Here is a 20159-nt window from a genome sequence, read left to right as displayed (position 1 = left end):
CCCTGAGGGGAGAGAGGATTTTTAATTAATGTTTTGAAGCTATTTGCTTCGGTTCTGCTACCGAACGCGGCAATTTGCCGTTCTCGCTTTTACCAAAGACAACCACCTGATTCCTGCCATTGTTTTTCGCGCTGTAAAGCGCTTTATCCGCTGCCTCAATTAAATCCGCTGTGGTTTTTCCATCTTTAGGATACATTGAAAGCCCAATTGACGCGGTCACCTGCCCTATTTGCTGAGCTCCGTATTTAAGCGGGGTTTTATTAATAGCCGCTCTTATCGCTTCAGCACGCATTTTTGCATCATCCAAGTGAATATCGTAAAACATCACAATAAACTCTTCTCCACCATACCGGGCCGCGATATCTCCCAAGCGGATATTTTCCTGCAAGATGTGTCCAAACTCTTTTAAAACGACATCTCCCGCTTCATGGCCGTAAGTGTCGTTAATCTTCTTAAAATGATCCAAATCGATCATCAAGATCGCAAAAGGCGAGTTGGAGCGCTGTGCCTGATGCAGTTGCTTGAACATGAAATCTTCTAAATAACGGCGATTGTATAAACCCGTCAAAGGATCGCGGATGGACTGATGACGAAGGTTTTCGCGCAGGCGAACATTAGCCAGGGCTAATGCGGTTAACTCAGCAAAGGCAGTAATCAGCAAGCGTTTGTTTTCATCAATTAACAAAGGAGTATCTGTCTTTGCTTCCATATAGAGTAAACCATAGATGTCGTTTTGAGCCATCAGTGGTACACAGAGCAATCCCCGGTCACCATGCTCTTTTAGCTGAATATGAGAACAAACCAGTTCTTTCTCTGGGTCATTCACCTGGTGAATACGACCAAGACGAATCGCCCAGCATTGGTCGGGAACAAAGGTTTGATCCTGATCATGCGGCTCTCCCCAACTGGATGCTTTCTCGAGGTAGTTTTTAGAAGGGTGCATAATAAACAGATAACCGCCATTGACAAACGATAACAAACGCTGCGAGTATTTTGACATAACCGCGCTAAGCTCCTCCAGTGTACTGCAGGCCAGCATGATGTCACTCATTTCCACCAGCAAGGTGATTTCTATGTTCTTATTTTGCAACTCCAGCATTCCAGCAGTTAATTTCTCATAAGACAGTTGTAGTTCGGTATGTTCTTTAATGCGCTGGGTGATGTTTCGCACGCTGTGAACGACTCCGTTGACCTCATTATTATCGTTTTGAATTAGACTGGATGACATCTCATAAGTATATTTATCGTCCTTCACCTTAAGTTCGGCACGAAGCAGTTTCTCATGGTTTTGTAAAGAATCCTTCCATTGAGCCGATATTGCACGTTTTTCATCGGCAATACCCTCGAAAGCTTCATCGATGGACATTCCCAGGGTCAGGTTTTTTCCGAAAAGCTGCTTGAATTCCTGCTGATAGGCTTCATTAAAAATGATGAATTGCAGATTTTTATCCAGGGCAGCAATCATATCGCTTGCACTTTCAATAATTTTTCGCAGGCGAGTCTGCGTATTGAAGTTATGCTGTTCTGCGCGTCTACGGGTCAGGAGTTCCAGATTCGCCAACGCAAAGGCGATAATCAGAAATAAAATACTGATAGTACCGCCGACAATTAGAATAGAGCTAAACACTTTTGATTGACTTATTGCAGAATTATTTCGCTCAGTCAGCAAAACCATTTCAACTGATTTAATCTCCTGGCCCAAATCCTTTACCCGATTCGACAAATTCTGACTTAAGTTCAATTGCTCAAGGCCTTCTAGCGTATCCAGTTTATTACTTAATTTAAATTGCAAAATACGGCTTAATAATTCCATGCGTTTATTGACGGAATCAACAAAACGCTGTACACGCAATTTTTGTCCTGGATTATCCTTAGTCAATATGACAAGTTGCTCAATATCGGCGGTTAATTGCTTTTTAATAGGCTCAACATCCGCCAGAAACTGCTCATTACCTCGAAGTAAATACGCTCGCTGCCGAGATTCGATATCGACCACGCTATATAAAGAGGAGTCGATACTTTGAATCACCTGATAGGTGTGGATAACCCAGTGATTGGCTTTGACTAAAGCCCTAAGCTGATAATAGGAATAGACATTAATTATCAAGAGGCAGATTAATGCAGCAATAAAGACAAAATTAAGTATACCTCTGCTTAATTGCAGATTATGTAAGAAAGACGAAACGGGTTTTCCTTTCACAGAGTATCTATCCTTATAGCCTATGTAACTTTGTTTTTTTATTATAGCTCTCAAATTACCGCAGGGTAATTGTATAGCTGCCAGGCTAAGAAGTAATGTTATCCCCTCTCCACCGCGCGCAGCGTGGGGGAGAGGGTAGGGTGAGGGGGGTTAATAAATTTATCACGTTAGTGATTCCATTTTGTTGTGGCAATAAATCATAATCACAGAAATATGATTAATGAATCGCTACGCGACCTTGTTTATAGCCCCCTCTCCCTAACCCTCTCCCCCGCTGCGCGCGGTGGAGAGGGGATCAGATATTCTTAGCCTGACGGCTATGGGGCACAAGCCCAGGCACGTAGGAAGCGGAAGGAATTGCTCTGTAATTTAAGACCTTAGGCAGAGCAGCACTCATCTTAAAAAACCTGGCAGAGATAAGTTAATGTTTTTTAGTACAGCTCCTATACCCTTCTTTACCCGCAATTAAATACTCCGGTAATTTGGGGTTATCAATTTGCTCTGTATTCCTGTCCAGGATTAAATGACATTCCTCAACATAAGTGATCTGGCTGCTTTCATCAACCAGCAGTCGATACCAGGGGCTTCTTGCAGCAAACTCACGTTTACTGGCCTGCGGGTTATAGCGCCCGGATGCCTGGAACAAAGGATCGATATCAACAATGACGGCACGGTAGCCGTGCTTCTGATGCCTGACGCAATCGCCGATATTAAATTTGGCTTCTTTAGTCATAGGCCCTCCTCTTCTGTTTTGCATTACATTACTAGTATCGGTCAATTTCCATAAAGCTTAAGCTTGCTATTCCCTGGATTCAGGCTCAAAATGGCGGTCAATAGTAATATTTTGCATATTAGAATGTCGGCCAGGACTAGCCCGCAGAGCATTAATTCGGATCTGTTTCTTTATAAAACCCGGTTTATCAGTTTTGTATTGCTGCTTGCCTATACGTTTCTTCATACCCGGCTCACGGTAATCTACATAAAGGTTACACTGGAACAAATGCTTGATTTTTGCACTCGCATGCCGTTTGCCCAACGCCTGCTTGTTCCTGCAATGGCGAAACTTTTATCCTCTTTTCTGCCTTTTTCTCCGGGCTCTCTTTTCTTTCTGTTGGAATTTCTGTTTACAGCCGCCTTTTTTTTTAGTTTACAGGCATTACTTCAGCGGCAGCTTTCTTTGCGGGCAAGCCTCGTTTGCTCCTGGCTGTTTCTGTTGTTATTACCGCTGTTGTCAGTGGTTAATTACCGCATAATGTTTGGCGGCCCGGCGACTTTTTATTACCCCTCAGACTCAGCCTCCCTTTTTTTTATAAGCATGGGGTTTCTGCTGTGTTTACAAAAACGCTGGACGCTGCTCCTGCCCTGGATATTTCTTGCCACATTTAATCGAGAAAGCAGTATTTTACTGGTGTTGTTAATCCCGGCGCTGCATTGGAGCGACAGAAAACAAATAGTCAAGCCTATGATTGCTGCAATGCTGCTCTATATTCTGGCGCGGCTGATCATTCTTCATTTAACCAGGAATTCGCCTGGCCCGCTCACCGAATGGTATGATCAGTTTTTTGGCCACACCTATTTTGAAACCAATTTCAACTGGCTATTCCGGCAACTGGCTATTTTTCTGATTAATTTTTGTTTTATGGGGTTGCCTATACTGTGGTTTGCTTTTATTGATTATATCCCTCCGCAGTTAAGACCCATTCGATTCATAGCACTCTTCTATTTCCTTGGCTTACAGCTCATTGGCAATTTCTCTGAAGTTCGCATCTTTCATGAAATTGTCGTTCTTCTTTATTTACCGGTCTGCACTGCAGTTAATCGCTGGATTCAAAATAAGCCCGTTTATGAAACGCCTTATTGCTCTGCCGGACTCTTCCTCCTCAATCGTTATGCTGTCTCGCTCATTTTATTAGCCACTACCCTGGCTCATCCAGTGCTTGAGCCTTTGGTAATCAGAGTCGCCAACCTGTCAGGAAGCAAGAACCATAGGGCAATGAATGAAGACTGGTATGATCAATATTATAAATAATGCACCAAATGGTGCAAAGAATGCTATAATATCCCATATGGTGCTAAAAGGAGGTCTTATGAACATTAAATCCAAGCCTAATGAAAATTATGTCCTGGCAGTGGCTCTCACTAATTTAAAGGAGCAACTGGGATTAACTGACGAGGAATTGGGCAAAATCCTGGGCCGCCATCGTAATACAGTCAATCGAATCCTAAAGAAAGGGGGAATTGACCCAAAAAGTAAAGAAGGTGAGCTTTCTTTATTATTAATTCGAGTTTACCGTTCTTTGTTTGCTTTAAACGGCGGGAATAAAGAGGCAATTAACCACTGGTTAAGGACAAATAACCTTCATATTCAGGATATTCCTTTGGAGGCTATGAAGACTGTAACAGGACTATCCAGAGTAGTGAATTATCTGGATGCCATCAGAGGAAAAATATAATGGTCGATATTTGGCTGCAAGCTAAAGGTAAAAATGAGATTAAACCCATCTTGGCGTCCATATTTCGTTTTGTAGAATCACAGGAAAAAGCAGCCACCTTGAATCTGGTAAACAATTTACATGAGCAATGTGTTTTGGAAGAGTTACTTGAGCATACTAAACCGCTTTTTCCCGATAATACCGATTCTCTGGACTATCTGCTAAAAACAGCATTCCGTTATCCTCCGCTTAAATATGGTTCCCGATTCGGATCTACTTTTGAGCAAAGTCTCTTTTACGGATCATTAAATCTTTACACGGCACTAGCGGAAGTTGCTTATTACCGTTTTGTTTATATGCTAGGCCCGGAAGTTCCCTTTCGTACCTCTATTTCAAGCGAATTCTCTTCCTTTTCCGTGTCTATTAAAAGCAAATTGGGAGTCTTTTTAGATCAGCCGCCCTTTACTGAATTTGAATCCATTTTAACCTCTCCAACTTCTTATGCAGAGACACAGCTATTGGGTTTTAATATGAGGCAAGACGGAGTAGAAGCTTTCCGATATATTTCGGCCAGAGATAAAGAGAAAGGAAAAAATATTGCTCTCTTTTCACCTAAGGCTTTTCATGCAGACAGCCCCTCCAATTTAACAGGTTGGTTATGCCATACCAGCGTTAACGAAGTGAGCTTCCTATCCAAACGAGATAAAGATAGTCAACTCACAATGTTTACTCAGGACTATTTCTGGATTAACGGAAAATTCCCTTCACCATCAACTTAAGGCTTTAACGCCTTGATTCAGAGTAGGTTTCTTCCACCGGCACAGTAAAATGCCCAATTCGTATAAGAGGCATAAAGGCACTGCCAGCAATATCTGTGATAAAACGTCAGGCGGTGTCAGCAGCATACCGACAGTAAAGGCCAGCACGATAATGTAGGGGCGTACCAGGGTTAAATGCCGGATTTCAAGCCATCCCAGCTGAACGAGTACAAAGCAGATTAAGGGGACCTGAAAGCAGATGCCGAAAATGATTAGCATGCGGGTAATAAAATCCAGGGCATTGCTGATATCAGGCATCATTTTGACCCCATCAGGCACTGCCTGAATAAAGAATTGAAACATAAAAGGCAAAACCCCATAAAAACAAAAAGCAATCCCCAGAAAAAAAAGGCCTAAGCTGCCAAGAATCGCTCCCTTTATTTTTTTTCGCTCATTACGATACAGCCCGGGCGCCACAAAACACCAGAGCTGGAATAAAAAAAACGGCGTTGCCGAGAGGAAGGCGAGATTGCTTGCCAGAGCGATTGGCGTCAACACTGGGGCGGTAACCTGTGTGGCAATCAGGTTTCCTTGAGCGGCAGGCAAGGCATTTAAAAGAGGAGAAACCACCCAGTGAAATAAATCCCTGGCGAAATAAAAATAACTGGCAAAGAGGATAGCAAAAAAAATCAGCACCCTGATCATACGTTTTCTAAGTTCAATTAGGTGCTCTAACATAATTAATTCCAAATGGCTGATCACTGAGATGCGTTTAAAGACTATTCATTTATATCGATCTCGGTTAGTCTGGTCAATCCGGTGGTTTGAATTATTGGAATTATGAACAGGGATCTTTTCCGCTATAAATTACGTTTCATCAGCATTGCCCTTATCTTCGGTTACGCCTTTATGCATGTCAAATTAACCGGTGTCTATGATGGAGCGACCCTTGATGAAATGATCAATTTTACGGCCAGACTCCCTTTTGGTCAGAGAATGCTGGTACCCGCGCTGGCCCGAGGACTCAGTTATATTTTACCCATCGGTACCGATCAACTCTTCTTTCTGCTGGAGCTTCTATTTGTCAGCTCTTTTTTTATTGCGCTCTTTCATTTGCTGAGAACCGAATTTTCGATTGATGAAGCTCGGCTGTTAAGCTGGTTTTTTCTTCTGCTGCTTCCCTTAATGTCCATTATAAATTACCGCTTTACCATCGACGGCGAAGCCTCGTTTTTTTATCCTGCCGACAGCGCCTCCTTATTTTTCATGACAATGGGCTTTTTATTCTGTGTAAAAGAACAGTGGCGCTGGTTGGTCCCCTTGATTTTCATCGCCACTTTTAATCGCGAAAGCAGCATCCTTCTGGTTCTCTTAATACCGGCACTGCACTGGCAACAGTTAAAAAAAGTTCAGGCGATATTCGGACTGGCTTTAATCACTTACCTATTAGCACGACTGCTAATAGTATTGCTGACTTATAAGCTGCCAGGTACTTATAGTGAATTTTATTTTCGTGATACCAGTCATACGCATTTTGAAGCCAATCTGCTCTGGCTGCTGGAAGATAATAACTTATTATTTTTTATTTACTGCCTTTGCGGACTACCCTTATTCTGGTTTGGTTTTCATGATTATATCCCACCGCAATACCAGCCAATCCGCTATGTGGCCTTAATTTACTTTATCGGACTTCTATTAGTCGGGCATTTCATGGAAGCGAGAATCTTTAATGAATTGTTAATCCTGCTTTATATTCCAGTGAGCATTGCCGTATCCCGATGGGTGTCAGGCCGCTCGCCCTTTATTTCCGCGAAACAACACTGGCTTTACTTTGCTGATCGCTATGCAGTTCTGGTAATTCTGGTGGCGATTGTCGTGGGCCGCGCGGCTATCAATCCCTGGGTGCTGTGGTTTGCTGCAAACTAGCCGAGAGGAAACATTTGGCGGTTTACACAAAGTACTGTATAATTGGGAGCGATAATTTGTAGGTGAGCAAGCTCATCACTCGATACGCACTTAACCCAGAGTTTGTAGCAGATAACAATTCTCGCATCCAATTTTATCTCTTTGATATCCTAATTCTGAATTCGAGTGCAATTACTAGCAGACTGGATTTTCAGGTGAAAAAGTGAGTCATCGTCCTCGTAAACGTTTTGGTCAGAACTTTTTGCAAAATCAATCTATTATTGCACAAATTATTACTGCCATTCATTTAAGCCCCACTGATACTGTAGTGGAAATTGGCCCGGGTATGGGCGCAATGACACAGGCTTTATTGAAAATTTTGCCCAAACTGACCGCAGTTGAAATTGATCGCGATCTTTGCGCATTGCTCAATGAAACCTACAGTCCGGAACAGCTGCAGCTTATTAACGCCGATGCCCTGACTGTCCATTATGATCAATTGGGTACTGACCTGCGGGTTGTGGGCAATTTGCCTTACAATATTTCGACGCCGCTGCTCATTCATTTATTTGGCTTTGTGTCGTCCATCCAGGACATGCATTTCATGCTGCAAAAAGAAGTGGTTGAACGGCTTGTTGCTTCCCCGGGTTCAAAGGATTACGGGCGTTTGAGCATTATTACTCAGTATTATTGCCAGGCTGATTTCTTATTTGAAGTGCCGCCAGAAGCTTTTTTCCCAAAACCCAAGGTAGATTCGGCCATCGTACGTCTTAAACCGTATACAAACTCTCCCTATCCCAAAATTGACATCATTCGCTTTCAAAATCTAGTCGCACAGGCTTTTTCCATGCGCCGCAAAACACTGGCCAATAACTTAAAACCACTGCTGTCAGCCAATGATATAAGTAACCTGGGGATAGACCCCTTGAGAAGACCAGAGCAGATTTCAATCAGAGAATATATCGACATCAGTAAGCATCTGGAAATGATATAAAATTAATTAGGAGCAATTGGTTTACACCGTGAATCAATTGCTCAAAGACTCGTAGATTATGGAGGTTGTCTTGTTTCATCGTTATGGAAGAGGACGTATGTCCCAAGCCCGGCCTTTAAAGGATTTAACTAAGATAGTAACAGTTGAACAAATCCTTGCCGAAGATAAACGTAATCAGTTAGTGCAGCACATTGGCGAAAACTGTGCTCTGGAATCGGCGCGCTTCGATAGTATCGGCCTGACAATCATCCATAATCTGGTAAATCACACACAGCTTTTGCCTGAAACCTCCAATAGTTATTATTCCCAGCCAGGCGGCTTAATCGATCATGCCTTAAATCGTACTGAAGCCGCACTGAATTTGTTCAAGCAATATATGATCCTTGAAGAAAATAACAGTTATTCAGAAGAGCAGAAATTATGGCAATACGCTCTGCTCTCCGCAGCCTTACTGCAGGGAATTGGCAAATTACAAATTGATTTGACCGTAGAGCTCTTTGACAATAGCGGGCAATACCTTAAACAGTGGAATCCCTTGCTGGAGAACCTGATTTTAGTCGGCAGCCATTATTCCTATACTTTCCAGAAAGAAAGCAATATTGAGTTTCGCAAACGCCTTAATTTGCTAATGGCGCGCTTACTGATGCCCGCCAGCGGGTTTGCCTGGATTGCCTCAAAACAGGAAGTGCTTGAGGTTTGGCTAGCCTTGCTGAATGAGGATGCCTATTCTGCCGGTACACTTGGCGCAATATTAATCCGCGCCAATGCGATTGCCTTGCAGCGCTATTTTAATCAGCAGGCAGCACGTCACTATGGCAACAGAGGCCGCTATGGCCGGGTGAGCACTTTTGGCGGCGGAGCTCCTGACTCGGTGAGTGATATCGAGCAGCAAATCGGTATTGAGTTTTTACAATGGTTGCAGAAAGGTCTGGATAGCGGCCTCATTATGATTAATAAGCCGCCGCTGTTAATGGTACCCGGCGGCCTGCTTATGTGTCCGGATATTTTCAAATGGTTTGTTCGCGAACATCCTGAGTATAAAAACTGGCAAGCGATTCAAAATGCCTTTCTTTCATTAGGCTTGCACCGAAAAGGGCCTGACGGATCTACTTTTCGGTTTGAGCATAGCAAAACTCAGCAAATGTATAGCGGCGTGGTCGCTGAAGATTACGGCTCAGTCTGCATGCCTGCTGAAGCCACCGTGAGTCATCTCACCACCGGTAAAGAAGGCAGAGTCAGCTCGCTTGAGTTAATTCATAACGCTCCCTATAACAATATCTTCACCCAGCAAACCCAGCAGGCCTCTCCACCCCCGCTAGCGCATGTTGATGCGGCTGGGGAGTGGAAGAATCCGCGGCTGCCATCCATAGGAAATCAGCACAGCTTACTGCCTGGGTAAATTATTGTATAAGGACTCTTCACCATGCCCGATTATGCGATTGGGGATATTCAAGGTTGCTATGATCCATTAATGAGATTGCTGGACAGCCTTGACTTTAATGATCGCAGTGACCGCTTATGGTTTGTCGGCGATTTAGTCAATCGTGGACCGGAATCACTGAAGGTGCTTCGATTTATCAGGCAGCTTCCTCTGAAGCCGGTTATTACCCTGGGTAATCATGATCTTCATCTTCTTGTTAAAATATTTGGCCAGAATGCAAAAGTAAATGCAGATGATACTCTTTATGAAATCCTCGAGGCTCCTGATTGCGAAGAATTAGGGCATTGGCTGCGCAGCCAATCGATACTCGTTCATAATCAGGATTTAGATGTGGTCATTTGCCACGCAGGAATTGCACCGATGTGGGATCTTGAAACCGCTATTCAGCTTGCATCAGAACTGGAGCAGGTCCTTCACTCATCTGACTATGCGCATTATTTAGCTGCGATGTATGGAAATGAACCCAGTTTATGGCGCGATGATTTGAATGGTGTGGAGAGGTTGCGTGCGATTACCAATTATTTTACGCGAATGCGTTTCTGTGATAAGGATGCGCGTCTGATATTAAATTATAAGGGAACGATTGCTGAGGCACCGGTCAATCTATTGCCCTGGTTCGCTGTTCCTAAGCGTATTTCCATTGATGCGGATCTGGTTTTTGGCCATTGGGCAGCTTTAGGAGGCTATTGCCCGGTGCCGCGTCTGCATGCGATTGATACGGGCTGTTTATGGGGCGGCCAATTAACCGCATTGCGCCTGCAGGATAAAAAGCGCTTTGCAGTTTCCGGACAATCAGGGGATGGATTGCTTTAATTTTACCGGAATAATCCCCCCTTTTTTGATACGGGCTAAGTCGGGATTAAATTTCAGATTTTGATACACGCTATCTATCGAGCGCAGATCAAGTAATAAAGGGATAAGCTTTCCTTTAGGCTGGCAAACATTCACCAGATAATCACCAGGAGTAAGGCTTAGCGGCTGTGGATCGTAATCGACGTCAATTTTAACGGTTGTAAAAAAATCCTGAATGGGCGAATAGTGGATTGAAACAGAATGCACTGCCGGATTAATGGCAATTACCTCTTGTGCGGCATCGATTTTTTCCACCTGAATATGATGTTTGCTCAATAAATCCAGTACGCGGGTTTCGCCGCCTTTTATTAAATAGGCGTCAGGCATTAAAATGGTTTCATCAATTTCTATATAATCAAAATTGGCAAATTCACGTTCAACAGCCTGGAAATTATCAGCGCGGCGTAAAGAAACGGCTGTTCTGGGCTGCTGCATGTTCAGATTATAGTGGTAAGCCAGATAGCTTTTATAGTGTAAGGGATATTGCGTCCATTCATTACGCGCTTGCTGAATAATCGCCTGCAAAGCCTGTTTATTTTTTTCAATCACCTTTAAGAAGCTCAGCACACTGATGTACTGTTTGTTCCGCCTGACCTCAATATTGCCCGGGGTTGCATAATGCCCATCCCTGGAGTCCAGACGATTTTCAACCAGTACCGAGAAAACCCCCTGCAGTGCGCTGTAATTCCGCATGTTACTCACTCTTAACCCGCCATGACTAACCGGCTGGTTAAGCTGCAAAATTTCACCGCGGTAATGTTCACTGCGCAAACCATATTCTTCACTGGTTTTCAGTAATTGCGGCAATAGTACTTCATGGCTGAACTGTCGCAACTTCTCGTTAATATTGGGGTTATTCCCAATTTCGTATTGTGCTTCTGCATTAACATAGTACCCTTCTTTCAGGGTAAGAATTTTCTTTTTGGTGGATGATTCATGCAAATCAAGTAAAGCGTCAATCTGGTAATCTTCAAGAATATTGATAAAAATTTGAGTTTCAGCATAGGCCAGTCGGGTAAAATCGACATTCAGGTTGCCGTTTATGGCATTAAAACGGGAGTTATTATCACGGCCATCCGGATTCGCGTTGACAATAATCATAAAATTAATATCGTCCAGTATACCTTGCTGCTGCTTATTGACGGCTAACTCCAAGGCCAGCTTCTGCAGGGCTTCGCAGCCTGAGGGCTCTGTTCCATGCTGCGAACCGAGCAGTAACACAGTCAGCTTGTTAGCCTCATGCTGCCCGTTTTCCAAAAATGCTTTTGAATTGGAAACAAGCAAGGCTGAAATGGGACGCCCTCCCGCTGAAAGCCCAAGATGAAGCAGCTTCATGTGAGGAGAATACTCACTTAACTGCTGAAGAAATGCCTCAATGTGCCGGCTATCCGGTAAGGATTGAAACTGGCTGGCCTCCAGAGGGGTCGCAAGGGGTACTGGGCTGGTTTTCGCCATCAGCGGATGGCAAACTAGCCATAGCACAGAAATCACCATCCATTTTTTCATTATTTAATTTCCATTTTTTTATTCATTCTAGCAATTTTTATGCCTATCCCAACAGAGAGAGAGATTTAAAGAGCCAAGCAAATTCGGCGAGCTGTTTTTTTCAAACAGACTAGTATTTTCTGTCACTAGTAGCCTAAACTAAAATTAGTGACATCAATAAGTTATCTTACAGGATAAGACGATGGATTTAGTGAAACTATTAGAGTCCTCATCGCTGTTTTCAGCCCTGAACAAGCGCATTTTATGGCGAATTGCTGACTTGGCCCAGGAAAAAACCTATCTGAAAGGGGACTATCTGGTTCGCGAAGGGGAAACAGCTCAATATTGCTTCATCATTGTATCCGGTAAGGTCGAGGTGTTTCGGGAAATGAACCTGCCCGATAAACTGTTTATTGCCACATTGGGAGCAGGAGAAATCCTCGGTGAACTGGCAATAATTGATGGCTTGCCTCGTTCCGCGAGTGCCATTGCTTTGGAACTTACTAAAACTTTAGCAATCTCTGCCTGGGATTTTAAAGCCCAGATTCAGGCTTATCCTGAAATTGCCTTGCAGTTATTACCTGTTATTGCCAGGCGCTTGCGGGATGTCCAAAATCAATTAACCACTATGAATACTTAATATGGAAAAAAAGCCTATTGTTTTCCGACAAAGTGCTTTGGAGCATGTCAACCGGCCAGTGCTGCTTGATGACGCGCTGCAGGTGGTCTCTACACGCAATTGGCTCATCCTGTTAATTCTGACCTTGCTATTGCTGGGTTTCGTTTACTGGTTATTTTATGGAAATATTTATCTGCGTGTGCAAGGCAATGGAATGCTTTTGAGCCTTAACAATCCAATTGTATCGGTACAATCCTCAGAACAAGGGGGAGTTGTTCAGCAAATCTATGTACAGCCCGGTCAGCGCGTACATAAAAATATGCTGCTGGTAAGAATGGATAGCGAGTTGGGCATGCAACTGCAATTGCAGAAAAATTATCTGATCCAGCTTAAGAAGCAGCAAGCTGATCTGACTGAGCGCGCCAAGACAATTCTGGTTAATCTTGAAACCAGTCAAAAACAGCAAATTGAAAAAATAAACTCCAGCCTTGCGGCAGCGCAGCAAAAAATCAAGCAGCTGGAAACCATGATGGGTCTGAAAGAAACGGCCTATAAGAAAGGAATTCTTGATTTACCCAATGTCACCGAAACCCGTATTGAGTATTATCGTCTGCTCCAGGAAGTGCGCTCTCACGAGGCGGATTTGATTTCCATGAAAGCTAATCTGGTTGATCTCAAGGATAAGTGGAGAGAACGTCAACTCGAAATGGACATGACCGTTCAGAAAGCTGAGTATGATTATAATCTGGCTGCGAAACGCTGGGAGCTCACGCAGAATATTATTAGCCCCACCGAGGGTGTGGTTGCAGAGATCAAGGTGAAGGAAGGCGATCTGACAAAACCCGGCGAACCCTTGCTGACTATTGCGCCAGCTGAAAGCAATTTATACGCCTTGATCTTCATACCAGCTACCAAAGGCAAGCTTCTTAAAGTGGGCATGACTGCACAAATTGCTCCAAGCACGGTGAATAAACTGGAATATGGAACCATCCAGGGACGGGTCGAAACCATTTCACTACTGCCGGTAACTGCTGAAAATATGATGACTATTCTGAGAAGCCAGGATCTGGTTCGCTTTTTTAATAACTCCACTCCGTTAATTGCTGTAAAAATTCTACTTGATAAAAATAAGGCTACTCATAGTGGTTACCAATGGACCAGCTCGAAAGGGCCTGACATTAATCTGACCCAGGGAACCGTGGTTGAAGGGATGATTAATGTCGAGGCGAAGAAACCAATTGACTTGTTTGTTCATTTTGTGGACTAAAAAGCATACCCTATGGCAAAAGAAAAATTACAACAAACGCGCGTCAAAACGCCAACCATTCTGCAAATGGAATCCACTGAATGTGGAGCCACCTCCTTGTCTATAATTCTGGCTTACTACGGGAAATATATTTCTCCAGAAGAGGCAAGAGTAGCCTGTAATATTTCCCGGGATGGCACCAAGGCAATCAATATTGTGAAAGCAGCCAGACATTATGGAATGGATGCTTTTGGCGCCAATGTCGACATCGATGAGTTTGAACATGTTAAAGTCCCCTTTATTGCCTATTGGGAATTTAATCACTTTCTGGTAGTAGAAGGCTTTGATGCAAAAACAGTTTTTCTAAATGATCCGGCAACAGGCCCTCGCAAAATAAGTTGGGAAGAGTTTGGTAAAAGTTATACCGGCGTGGTGCTGGAACTTACTCCAGGAGAAGGGTTTGAAAAGGGAGGCACTCCCGAACGCTCGACCCTGTCTTTATTGTTTGACAGAATCGGCAATAATTACTGGCCTATGCTGTTTATTATATTAACCACTGTGGCCTTAATAATTCCCCAGGTTGCCACGCCAATTTTTACAAAAGCCTTTATTGATCATCTTCTTATCGACAATCAACGCTCATTAATTCCTGTCGTTTTACTGGGGCTGGCTTTTACAACGATTGCTGAAGTTCTGTTTAGCATACTGCAATTTAAAGCATTAAGACGCTTGCAATTCAAACTCAACATTGTCAATTCCATCCAGTTTCTTTGGCATCTTCTGCATTTACCCATTCGTTATTTTCAGCAGCGGGCATCGGGTGATATCGCGAACCGAAACTCTCTAAATGAGGAGCTGGCCTTATTGCTGTCAAAAAATTTGCCGGCACAAGTGGTAGGTATTTTTGAGATGCTAGCCTTTGGCTTGGTTATATTCCTGTTAAGCTGGCAAATCGGTATCGCACTATTTCTTCTGACTTCTTTAAACCTGTTTTCAATGTTATTAGGTAGACGTTTCTTACTCGATTATGGCCGACGTTATGCGCAAAATAAAGGAAAGCTGGATGGTATAGAGGCTAATGGCTTTCAAATTATTGAAACCCTCAAGGTCGCAGCGCTGGAATCCCATTTTTTTAACCGCTGGCTTGCGCACTATACAGAATACCTGACCACCGAGCAGCGCTTGCACTGGATAGGCGCACTGCTTGGCCTTATTCCCAGCCTGCTTGGTTTCTGGGCGAATCTGGTGATTATTTGCTATGGCGCATATTTGGTGATGTCAGGGGTTATCACCATTGGCTCAGTGGTAGCAATTCAGGCGCTGCTTAGCAGTTTTCTGCAACCGTTGAATAATTTGATAGGTTTTTATCATCAGCTAAATCAGATTAAAGGAGACATTGTCAGACTGGATGATGTAGTGAACACCCCCTCTGATGCGCATTTTGATAGCAGGCAAACTCGTCAGGAGGCCCCTCCGGTTCCCGAGGATAAACGAATTCTTCAGGTTACAAATCTTGGTTTCAGCTTTTCTCCTCTTGATCCCCCGGTTCTATACGATGTGTCTCTGGAGCTTAGACAGGGAGAGCGTGTGGCGGTGGTCGGTCAAAGCGGGAGCGGTAAATCGACGCTGGCTAAATTAATTACAGGAGTGTATCAGCCTACTGAAGGCAGCATCGACTTAAATGGCTGCCCTATTGCTGAATTAAGCCGGTTGTCCATCAGCAAACTGCTGGCCCAGGTTGATCAAAACATATTATTCCTTCCCGGAACTTTACGTGATAATTTAAGTTTTTGGGATAAATCGCTTAAAGATGAACAGTTGTATCAAGCCTTGAAAGCGGTTGAGATGGATGAAATTATCCGAGCGCGTGGCGGGCTGGATATTCTTATTAACGAGTCGGGAAATAATTTTAGCGGCGGGCAGCGCCAGCGTCTGGAAATCGCCAGAGCCATCCTCAGGCAGGCTCCATTGTTGGTTCTCGATGAAGCGACTTCGGCGATGGATACTGTTCTTGAACGACAGATTTATGACAATTTATGGGCAATGAATACCAGTTTACTCATTATTGCTCACCGTTTGAGTGCCATTCGCGATTGCGATCGAATTTATGTGCTGGACCAGGGACAATTGACTCAAACCGGAACCCATGAAGAGTTAGTCGAACAGGCTGGCTTATATCGGGAACTAATTAACCAGGAGATGTAATGAATCAGGACGAGGATCTGCCTCTTTCCAGTTTGCATTTGCTGGAAGATATTTATAACGAAAAAGAAACGCCGCTCCACAGCGATAATATATTGGAAAGCTATTTTGCGGTTTGCTCCATGATCACCAGACATTTGGGGATGGAGATTCATAAACCGGTTCTCCAGTCGATTGAACATCCCGACCCGGTGGATTATCTGAACTCTGTGGCAACAGCCAATAGCCTGCGCATAAGAAAAATCCGCTTAAAGCGCAACTGGTGGCATAATGATCTCGGGCCAATGGCCGTGTTTTACAAAAAGAAACTCTGCGCATTAATTCCGCAGGGCACCGGGTATCAGCTGATCGATTGCCAGACAGGGAAACAATTCCGGATAACTCCGTCTAATCAGCAAAACGTTAAGGCCGACGCCTATATATTTTATCCTACCCTGCCCCAGGAAAGCATACCGCTGAAAGATATCCTGAAGTTCACCTTCAAGGTGTTGAAAAAAGATCAGGCCAAGGTCATCATTTTTCAAATATTAATCAGCTTATCGCTTCTCGTAGTTCCTGTAATGACCGGAGTTATTTTCGATGACATTATTCCTTTCGCCAATCTTTCGCTTTTAGGGCAAGCACTTGTTTTGCTGCTTTTGACCAATGTCATCACTCAATTATTATACCTCTTACAGGTTGAATCGATTATTCGCCTGCAGATTAAATCCAAACACAGGCTGCAAGTGGCCATTATGGATAGGCTTTTACGTTTGCCGCTTTCCTTCTTTAACCAATACACAGCAGGGGAGCTGAGCTTTCGGGCGGGCATTATTAATGAAGTCCAGGAAATTCTGAGTGCAAACATTTTGCGCAGCATGCTGGATGGTCTGATGTCCCTGGTTAATTTCTTTTTAATGTTTTATATCAACTCAATGCTGTCGCTGGCGGCTGTTTCGATAGTACTGGTTATAACTGTCGCCAGCTTAATCTTTAACCGGATTATACTGCGCCAGGAACGAAAAGTGATTGAAGCGGAATCCACTCTAAGCGGTATTTTGCTTAGTATTATCAATGCGATTATCAAGCTTCGCATTGCGCACAAGGAAGATGCGGCCTTTGCCAGCTGGAACAAGTGTTACAGCGATAAAATGCGAGAAGAGAATAAAACCCATATTTACCAGAACCGGCTTGATATTTTTAATATTTTTCTCACCGGGATGAGTACATTGACCATCTATAGTCTGGTCATATGGCAAAATGCCGGCATCAGTTTCGGGCAGTTTATTGTATTTAACGCCGCATTCGTACAATTTTTCTCAGCCTTTGTTTCTTTAAGCAATGTGGTCAGTGAAAGTCTTGAAATTATCCCTTTGTTCAAGATGGCCAAACCTATTTTTGCGACTGAAACTGAGAAGGAGGAAAACAAATCACCAGTTGATTTGGACGGGCACATTGTTTTGAAAGATGTTGTGTTCCGTTATCCCGACCAGGAGGAGCCAATATTTGTCGATTTTAATCTGGAAGTACAACCCGGCTCTTTTACAGCGATTGTCGGCCCTTCCGGCTCAGGAAAATCGACCCTGTTCCGCTTGTTGCTTGGGCTGGAAAATATTGAATCCGGTGAAATCAAATTCAGCGGAATCGATCTGAAAAATATCCATCTGCGAAACTTACGGTCACAGATGGGTGTGGTCATGCAGGTTACCCGTCTTATTCCGGGTACTATTTTTGAAAACTTTGCCGGTAATAACGATTCGTTGACCCGTCGTGAAGCCTGGGATATCGCTCGGGCAACAGGGCTTGAAGAACTTATTCAGGACTTGCCAATGGGCATGGATACCTTAATCAATGACGGGATCCAAACCTTTTCCGGCGGCGAAGTGCAGCGTATTAACCTGGCTCGCGCCATCAGTGCCAATCCTAAAATCCTGCTTCTCGATGAAGCAACCAGCGCTCTGGATAATAAAGTTCAGAAACAAATCAATGAAACTCTGGAAGCAATGAATCTGACCCGCCTCGTCATTGCGCACCGTTTCAGCACCATTGTCAATGCGGATATCATTCACGTCATCCGAAATGGCCGCTGCATTGAATCGGGCACTTATGAGGAGCTCATACGACAAAAAGGCTTCTTTTATCAGATGGCTAAACATCAACTCTAAGCCTGATTTGCTCTCATTAAATACAGAATACCCTCCTATTAAGAAGATGATTTATTAAGATGCTAAAATTAATAATAGGCTCAGTAAATCTGGAGGTTCGTCATGAAAAAGGAAGACAAGAGCGATGACAAAAATACAAACAATTATTCAGCCTCCTATAATCAGTTCAAAGAATTTAAAGGCCAGGCTTATACTGGCATGAAAATTGGCCGCAGTCATAGCTGGAATTATGATCAGGGACAATGGAAAGAGCGCAAACTAACACCCGATAAATGGGAGATCCATTACGCGGTAACCAAAAGGCGAAAAGGCAAGGCGCCAGAAGGATCAGGGGTACCGGTAGGAACTAAATACCACTGGTATATTCTCGCTGATCAAATAGTTGAAAAATTAAATGCCAATGACTATTCGACCGAAATGGTGGGAATTAAATTTAAAATTGCCCATCAGCGAGCAGATAAAGAAGCGTGGAATATTTCCGAAATTACCCAAAAAAAACATTTGGTCAATTACCTGTACGAGGTAATTTATACTCTGGAAGCAGAAATTGAAGCGCTGAAGAAACGAAAAACCAGAATAAAATCCACGGGCAAAATGACCTCCTTCTCAGCTGAGCAACTCATTGCGCAAAATGAGCCTCTCAATGAAAAAAAGAAGAGCAAGGAGGTTAAGCAACGCTAGCCTTGACAGCAAACTATCAAGGCCAGATCAGTTATTTCATTTTTTTAATACGCTGTGCTTCGATAACCAGCAATTTGAAATAATCATAAGACATATAAAAGTTGCCTTTGTCGCCGATCCTGTCGCTCCATGAATTTCGTAGTTTTAATAAACCACGATGGCTTACTTTTTTATCATCAACCGACACTGCATTATCATCATAACCAATGATAACCATTTCATGGCCGCCAAACTCGGGATTGTTTTTAATATCGTTGGCTATGTCCTCTGAAATGACCCAAGTATCAAATTTCTGCTTATAGGTACCGACAGCACCCATCACTCCTTTGTCGAAATCAAGCAGTAAAACACCGAAGGTCACACGATCACCTGCGTTTAGTGCCTTTTTCACTTCTGTCAGGGTACGATTAGCATCCATATTACCTGTAAATGCGTCGTATACATCGAGTACGGGAGACCAGGTTATCTTGCTGCTGTCTAATGGTTCACTCAAAGGATGGAAACTCTCAAGAGACATCGCCGTACCAATATTGGGATTGTTGGTAGGATAATCAGTTAAACCGCCACAGCCATAGCGTTTTTGCTTGTCTTTATTAATAAAACCAAAACTATCTATCTGTCCTAAAAGAAAGCGTCCCCAGGTGCCTTCCCAACCGCTTGTGGCATAGCCGTTATCGGCTAAATAAGCACCTAATTCTAGCTGGCATAGCTGGCTAATATAATCACCTTTGCCAAGGGCAGCATCAAGAGCTGCTGTCGTTGCGAAAGTTACACAGCTTCCGTGGCTTCCCTGATTTAATACCGGGGTATTATTCATACCGAGATTTACAGCTGACTGCGCGGCAGATGCTGTAAGAGCGAACTGCTTGCTGTGCGTTTGTAAATTTTGAACCTGCTGGCTTAAATAATCTCGTCCCTGTTCCGATAATTCAATTTTCATCAGACTGATTTCTTGCGGAGGAGCGACATTTACGCTGCGGGCATTGCTGCTGGCTGGAATTTCTTTCGTAATACTTCCTACTATCGAAACATTTTGAGCAGCTAATTGACTACTCAATAATAATGAAACGGCAGCGGCTGACGCATATTTCATATTTATTCTCCAGTGTATTCATTAAATGAACGGCGAAACGATTCTATCATGTGAATCAAATTTAATCACCATGTTCAATTTAAACATTTAAGAACGCCATCAGTTAT

Annotated in this window: 17 protein-coding genes; 12 read left to right on the top strand and 5 right to left on the bottom strand. The window is 43.4% G+C overall.

The window, feature by feature from the left end; translation table 11 throughout:
- Positions 1–25 precede the first annotated feature (25 nt).
- Entirely contained in the window at positions 26–2200 is a 2175-nt protein-coding gene (locus DYH61_RS00375; RefSeq protein ID WP_058506852.1) for a diguanylate cyclase, read from the bottom strand.
- A 421-nt stretch (positions 2201–2621) separates the two neighbouring features.
- A complete protein-coding gene (gene hspQ / locus DYH61_RS00370; protein ID WP_058506853.1) occupies positions 2622–2933 on the bottom strand; it encodes a heat shock protein HspQ in 312 nt (103 codons plus the stop codon).
- A 90-nt stretch (positions 2934–3023) separates the two neighbouring features.
- Here hspQ and DYH61_RS00365 point away from each other — a divergent pair, with 90 nt between their 5' ends.
- From DYH61_RS00365 to DYH61_RS00355, 3 genes are read left to right on the top strand one after another with little or no spacing between them, the layout of a single operon-like run.
- On the top strand, positions 3024–4229 hold the full coding sequence (locus DYH61_RS00365) for a hypothetical protein (RefSeq protein WP_058506854.1): 1206 nt from the start codon (positions 3024–3026) through the stop codon (positions 4227–4229).
- A 58-nt stretch (positions 4230–4287) separates the two neighbouring features.
- Positions 4288–4653, top strand: coding sequence for an MbcA/ParS/Xre antitoxin family protein (locus tag DYH61_RS00360; protein WP_058507303.1), 366 nt, complete (start codon positions 4288–4290; stop codon positions 4651–4653).
- On the top strand, positions 4653–5411 hold the full coding sequence (locus DYH61_RS00355; protein WP_058506855.1) for an RES family NAD+ phosphorylase: 759 nt from the start codon (positions 4653–4655) through the stop codon (positions 5409–5411). The genes DYH61_RS00360 and DYH61_RS00355 overlap by 1 nt, the downstream gene beginning before the upstream one ends.
- Here the strand turns inward: DYH61_RS00355 and tatC are convergent.
- On the bottom strand, positions 5403–6128 hold the full coding sequence (gene tatC, locus DYH61_RS00350) for a twin-arginine translocase subunit TatC (RefSeq protein WP_058506856.1): 726 nt from the start codon (positions 6126–6128) through the stop codon (positions 5403–5405). The two genes, DYH61_RS00355 and tatC, sit on opposite strands and share 9 nt — an antisense overlap.
- A 102-nt stretch (positions 6129–6230) precedes the next feature.
- Here tatC and DYH61_RS00345 point away from each other — a divergent pair, with 102 nt between their 5' ends.
- The 4 genes from DYH61_RS00345 to DYH61_RS00330 all read left to right on the top strand — a co-directional run bounded on the left by DYH61_RS00345 (position 6231) and on the right by DYH61_RS00330 (position 10543).
- Positions 6231–7316 (top strand): hypothetical protein, encoded by a 1086-nt coding sequence (locus DYH61_RS00345; RefSeq protein WP_058506857.1) that lies wholly within the window; start codon positions 6231–6233, stop codon positions 7314–7316.
- 202 nt (positions 7317–7518) lie between these two features.
- Positions 7519–8289, top strand: coding sequence for a 16S rRNA (adenine(1518)-N(6)/adenine(1519)-N(6))-dimethyltransferase RsmA (gene rsmA / locus DYH61_RS00340; RefSeq protein ID WP_058506858.1), 771 nt, complete (start codon positions 7519–7521; stop codon positions 8287–8289).
- A gap of 58 nt (positions 8290–8347) precedes the next feature.
- The gene (locus DYH61_RS00335; RefSeq protein WP_058506859.1) at positions 8348–9688 is read left to right on the top strand and encodes a TraI domain-containing protein; all 1341 of its coding nucleotides are present in this window, start codon (positions 8348–8350) and stop codon (positions 9686–9688) included.
- A gap of 24 nt (positions 9689–9712) precedes the next feature.
- Complete coding sequence (locus DYH61_RS00330) at positions 9713–10543, top strand: symmetrical bis(5'-nucleosyl)-tetraphosphatase (protein WP_058506860.1); 831 nt, start codon at positions 9713–9715, stop codon at positions 10541–10543.
- Here DYH61_RS00330 and DYH61_RS00325 read toward each other — a convergent pair.
- Positions 10523–12088, bottom strand: coding sequence for a M14 family zinc carboxypeptidase (locus tag DYH61_RS00325; protein WP_058506861.1), 1566 nt, complete (start codon positions 12086–12088; stop codon positions 10523–10525). The two genes, DYH61_RS00330 and DYH61_RS00325, sit on opposite strands and share 21 nt — an antisense overlap.
- A 181-nt stretch (positions 12089–12269) precedes the next feature.
- On the opposite strand from DYH61_RS00325, the gene DYH61_RS00320 reads away from it, so the two are divergent.
- The 5 genes from DYH61_RS00320 to DYH61_RS00300 all read left to right on the top strand — a co-directional run bounded on the left by DYH61_RS00320 (position 12270) and on the right by DYH61_RS00300 (position 18959).
- Entirely contained in the window at positions 12270–12707 is a 438-nt protein-coding gene (locus DYH61_RS00320) for a cyclic nucleotide-binding domain-containing protein (RefSeq protein ID WP_058506862.1), read from the top strand.
- 1 nt (position 12708) lies between these two features.
- Complete coding sequence (locus DYH61_RS00315; protein WP_058506863.1) at positions 12709–13953, top strand: NHLP bacteriocin system secretion protein; 1245 nt, start codon at positions 12709–12711, stop codon at positions 13951–13953.
- A gap of 12 nt (positions 13954–13965) precedes the next feature.
- Positions 13966–16137, top strand: a complete 2172-nt coding sequence (locus DYH61_RS00310; RefSeq protein WP_058506864.1) for a cysteine peptidase family C39 domain-containing protein — start codon at positions 13966–13968, stop codon at positions 16135–16137.
- The gene (locus DYH61_RS00305; RefSeq protein ID WP_058506865.1) at positions 16137–18278 is read left to right on the top strand and encodes an ATP-binding cassette domain-containing protein; all 2142 of its coding nucleotides are present in this window, start codon (positions 16137–16139) and stop codon (positions 18276–18278) included. Before DYH61_RS00310 ends, DYH61_RS00305 begins: the two co-directional genes overlap by 1 nt.
- Positions 18279–18380: 102 nt before the next feature.
- The gene (locus DYH61_RS00300; protein WP_058506866.1) at positions 18381–18959 is read left to right on the top strand and encodes a hypothetical protein; all 579 of its coding nucleotides are present in this window, start codon (positions 18381–18383) and stop codon (positions 18957–18959) included.
- A 31-nt stretch (positions 18960–18990) separates the two neighbouring features.
- Here DYH61_RS00300 and DYH61_RS00295 read toward each other — a convergent pair whose 3' ends face one another.
- Positions 18991–20052: a C1 family peptidase gene (locus tag DYH61_RS00295; RefSeq protein WP_065236119.1), complete on the bottom strand. Its 1062-nt coding sequence runs from the start codon at positions 20050–20052 to the stop codon at positions 18991–18993.
- Positions 20053–20159 lie beyond the last annotated feature (107 nt).

The organism is Legionella quinlivanii, assembly GCF_900461555.1.
Lineage (GTDB): Bacteria > Pseudomonadota > Gammaproteobacteria > Legionellales > Legionellaceae > Legionella_C > Legionella_C quinlivanii.
Note: the sequence above shows the minus strand (reverse complement) of the source record. Positions and strands in the feature narration are given on the sequence as shown.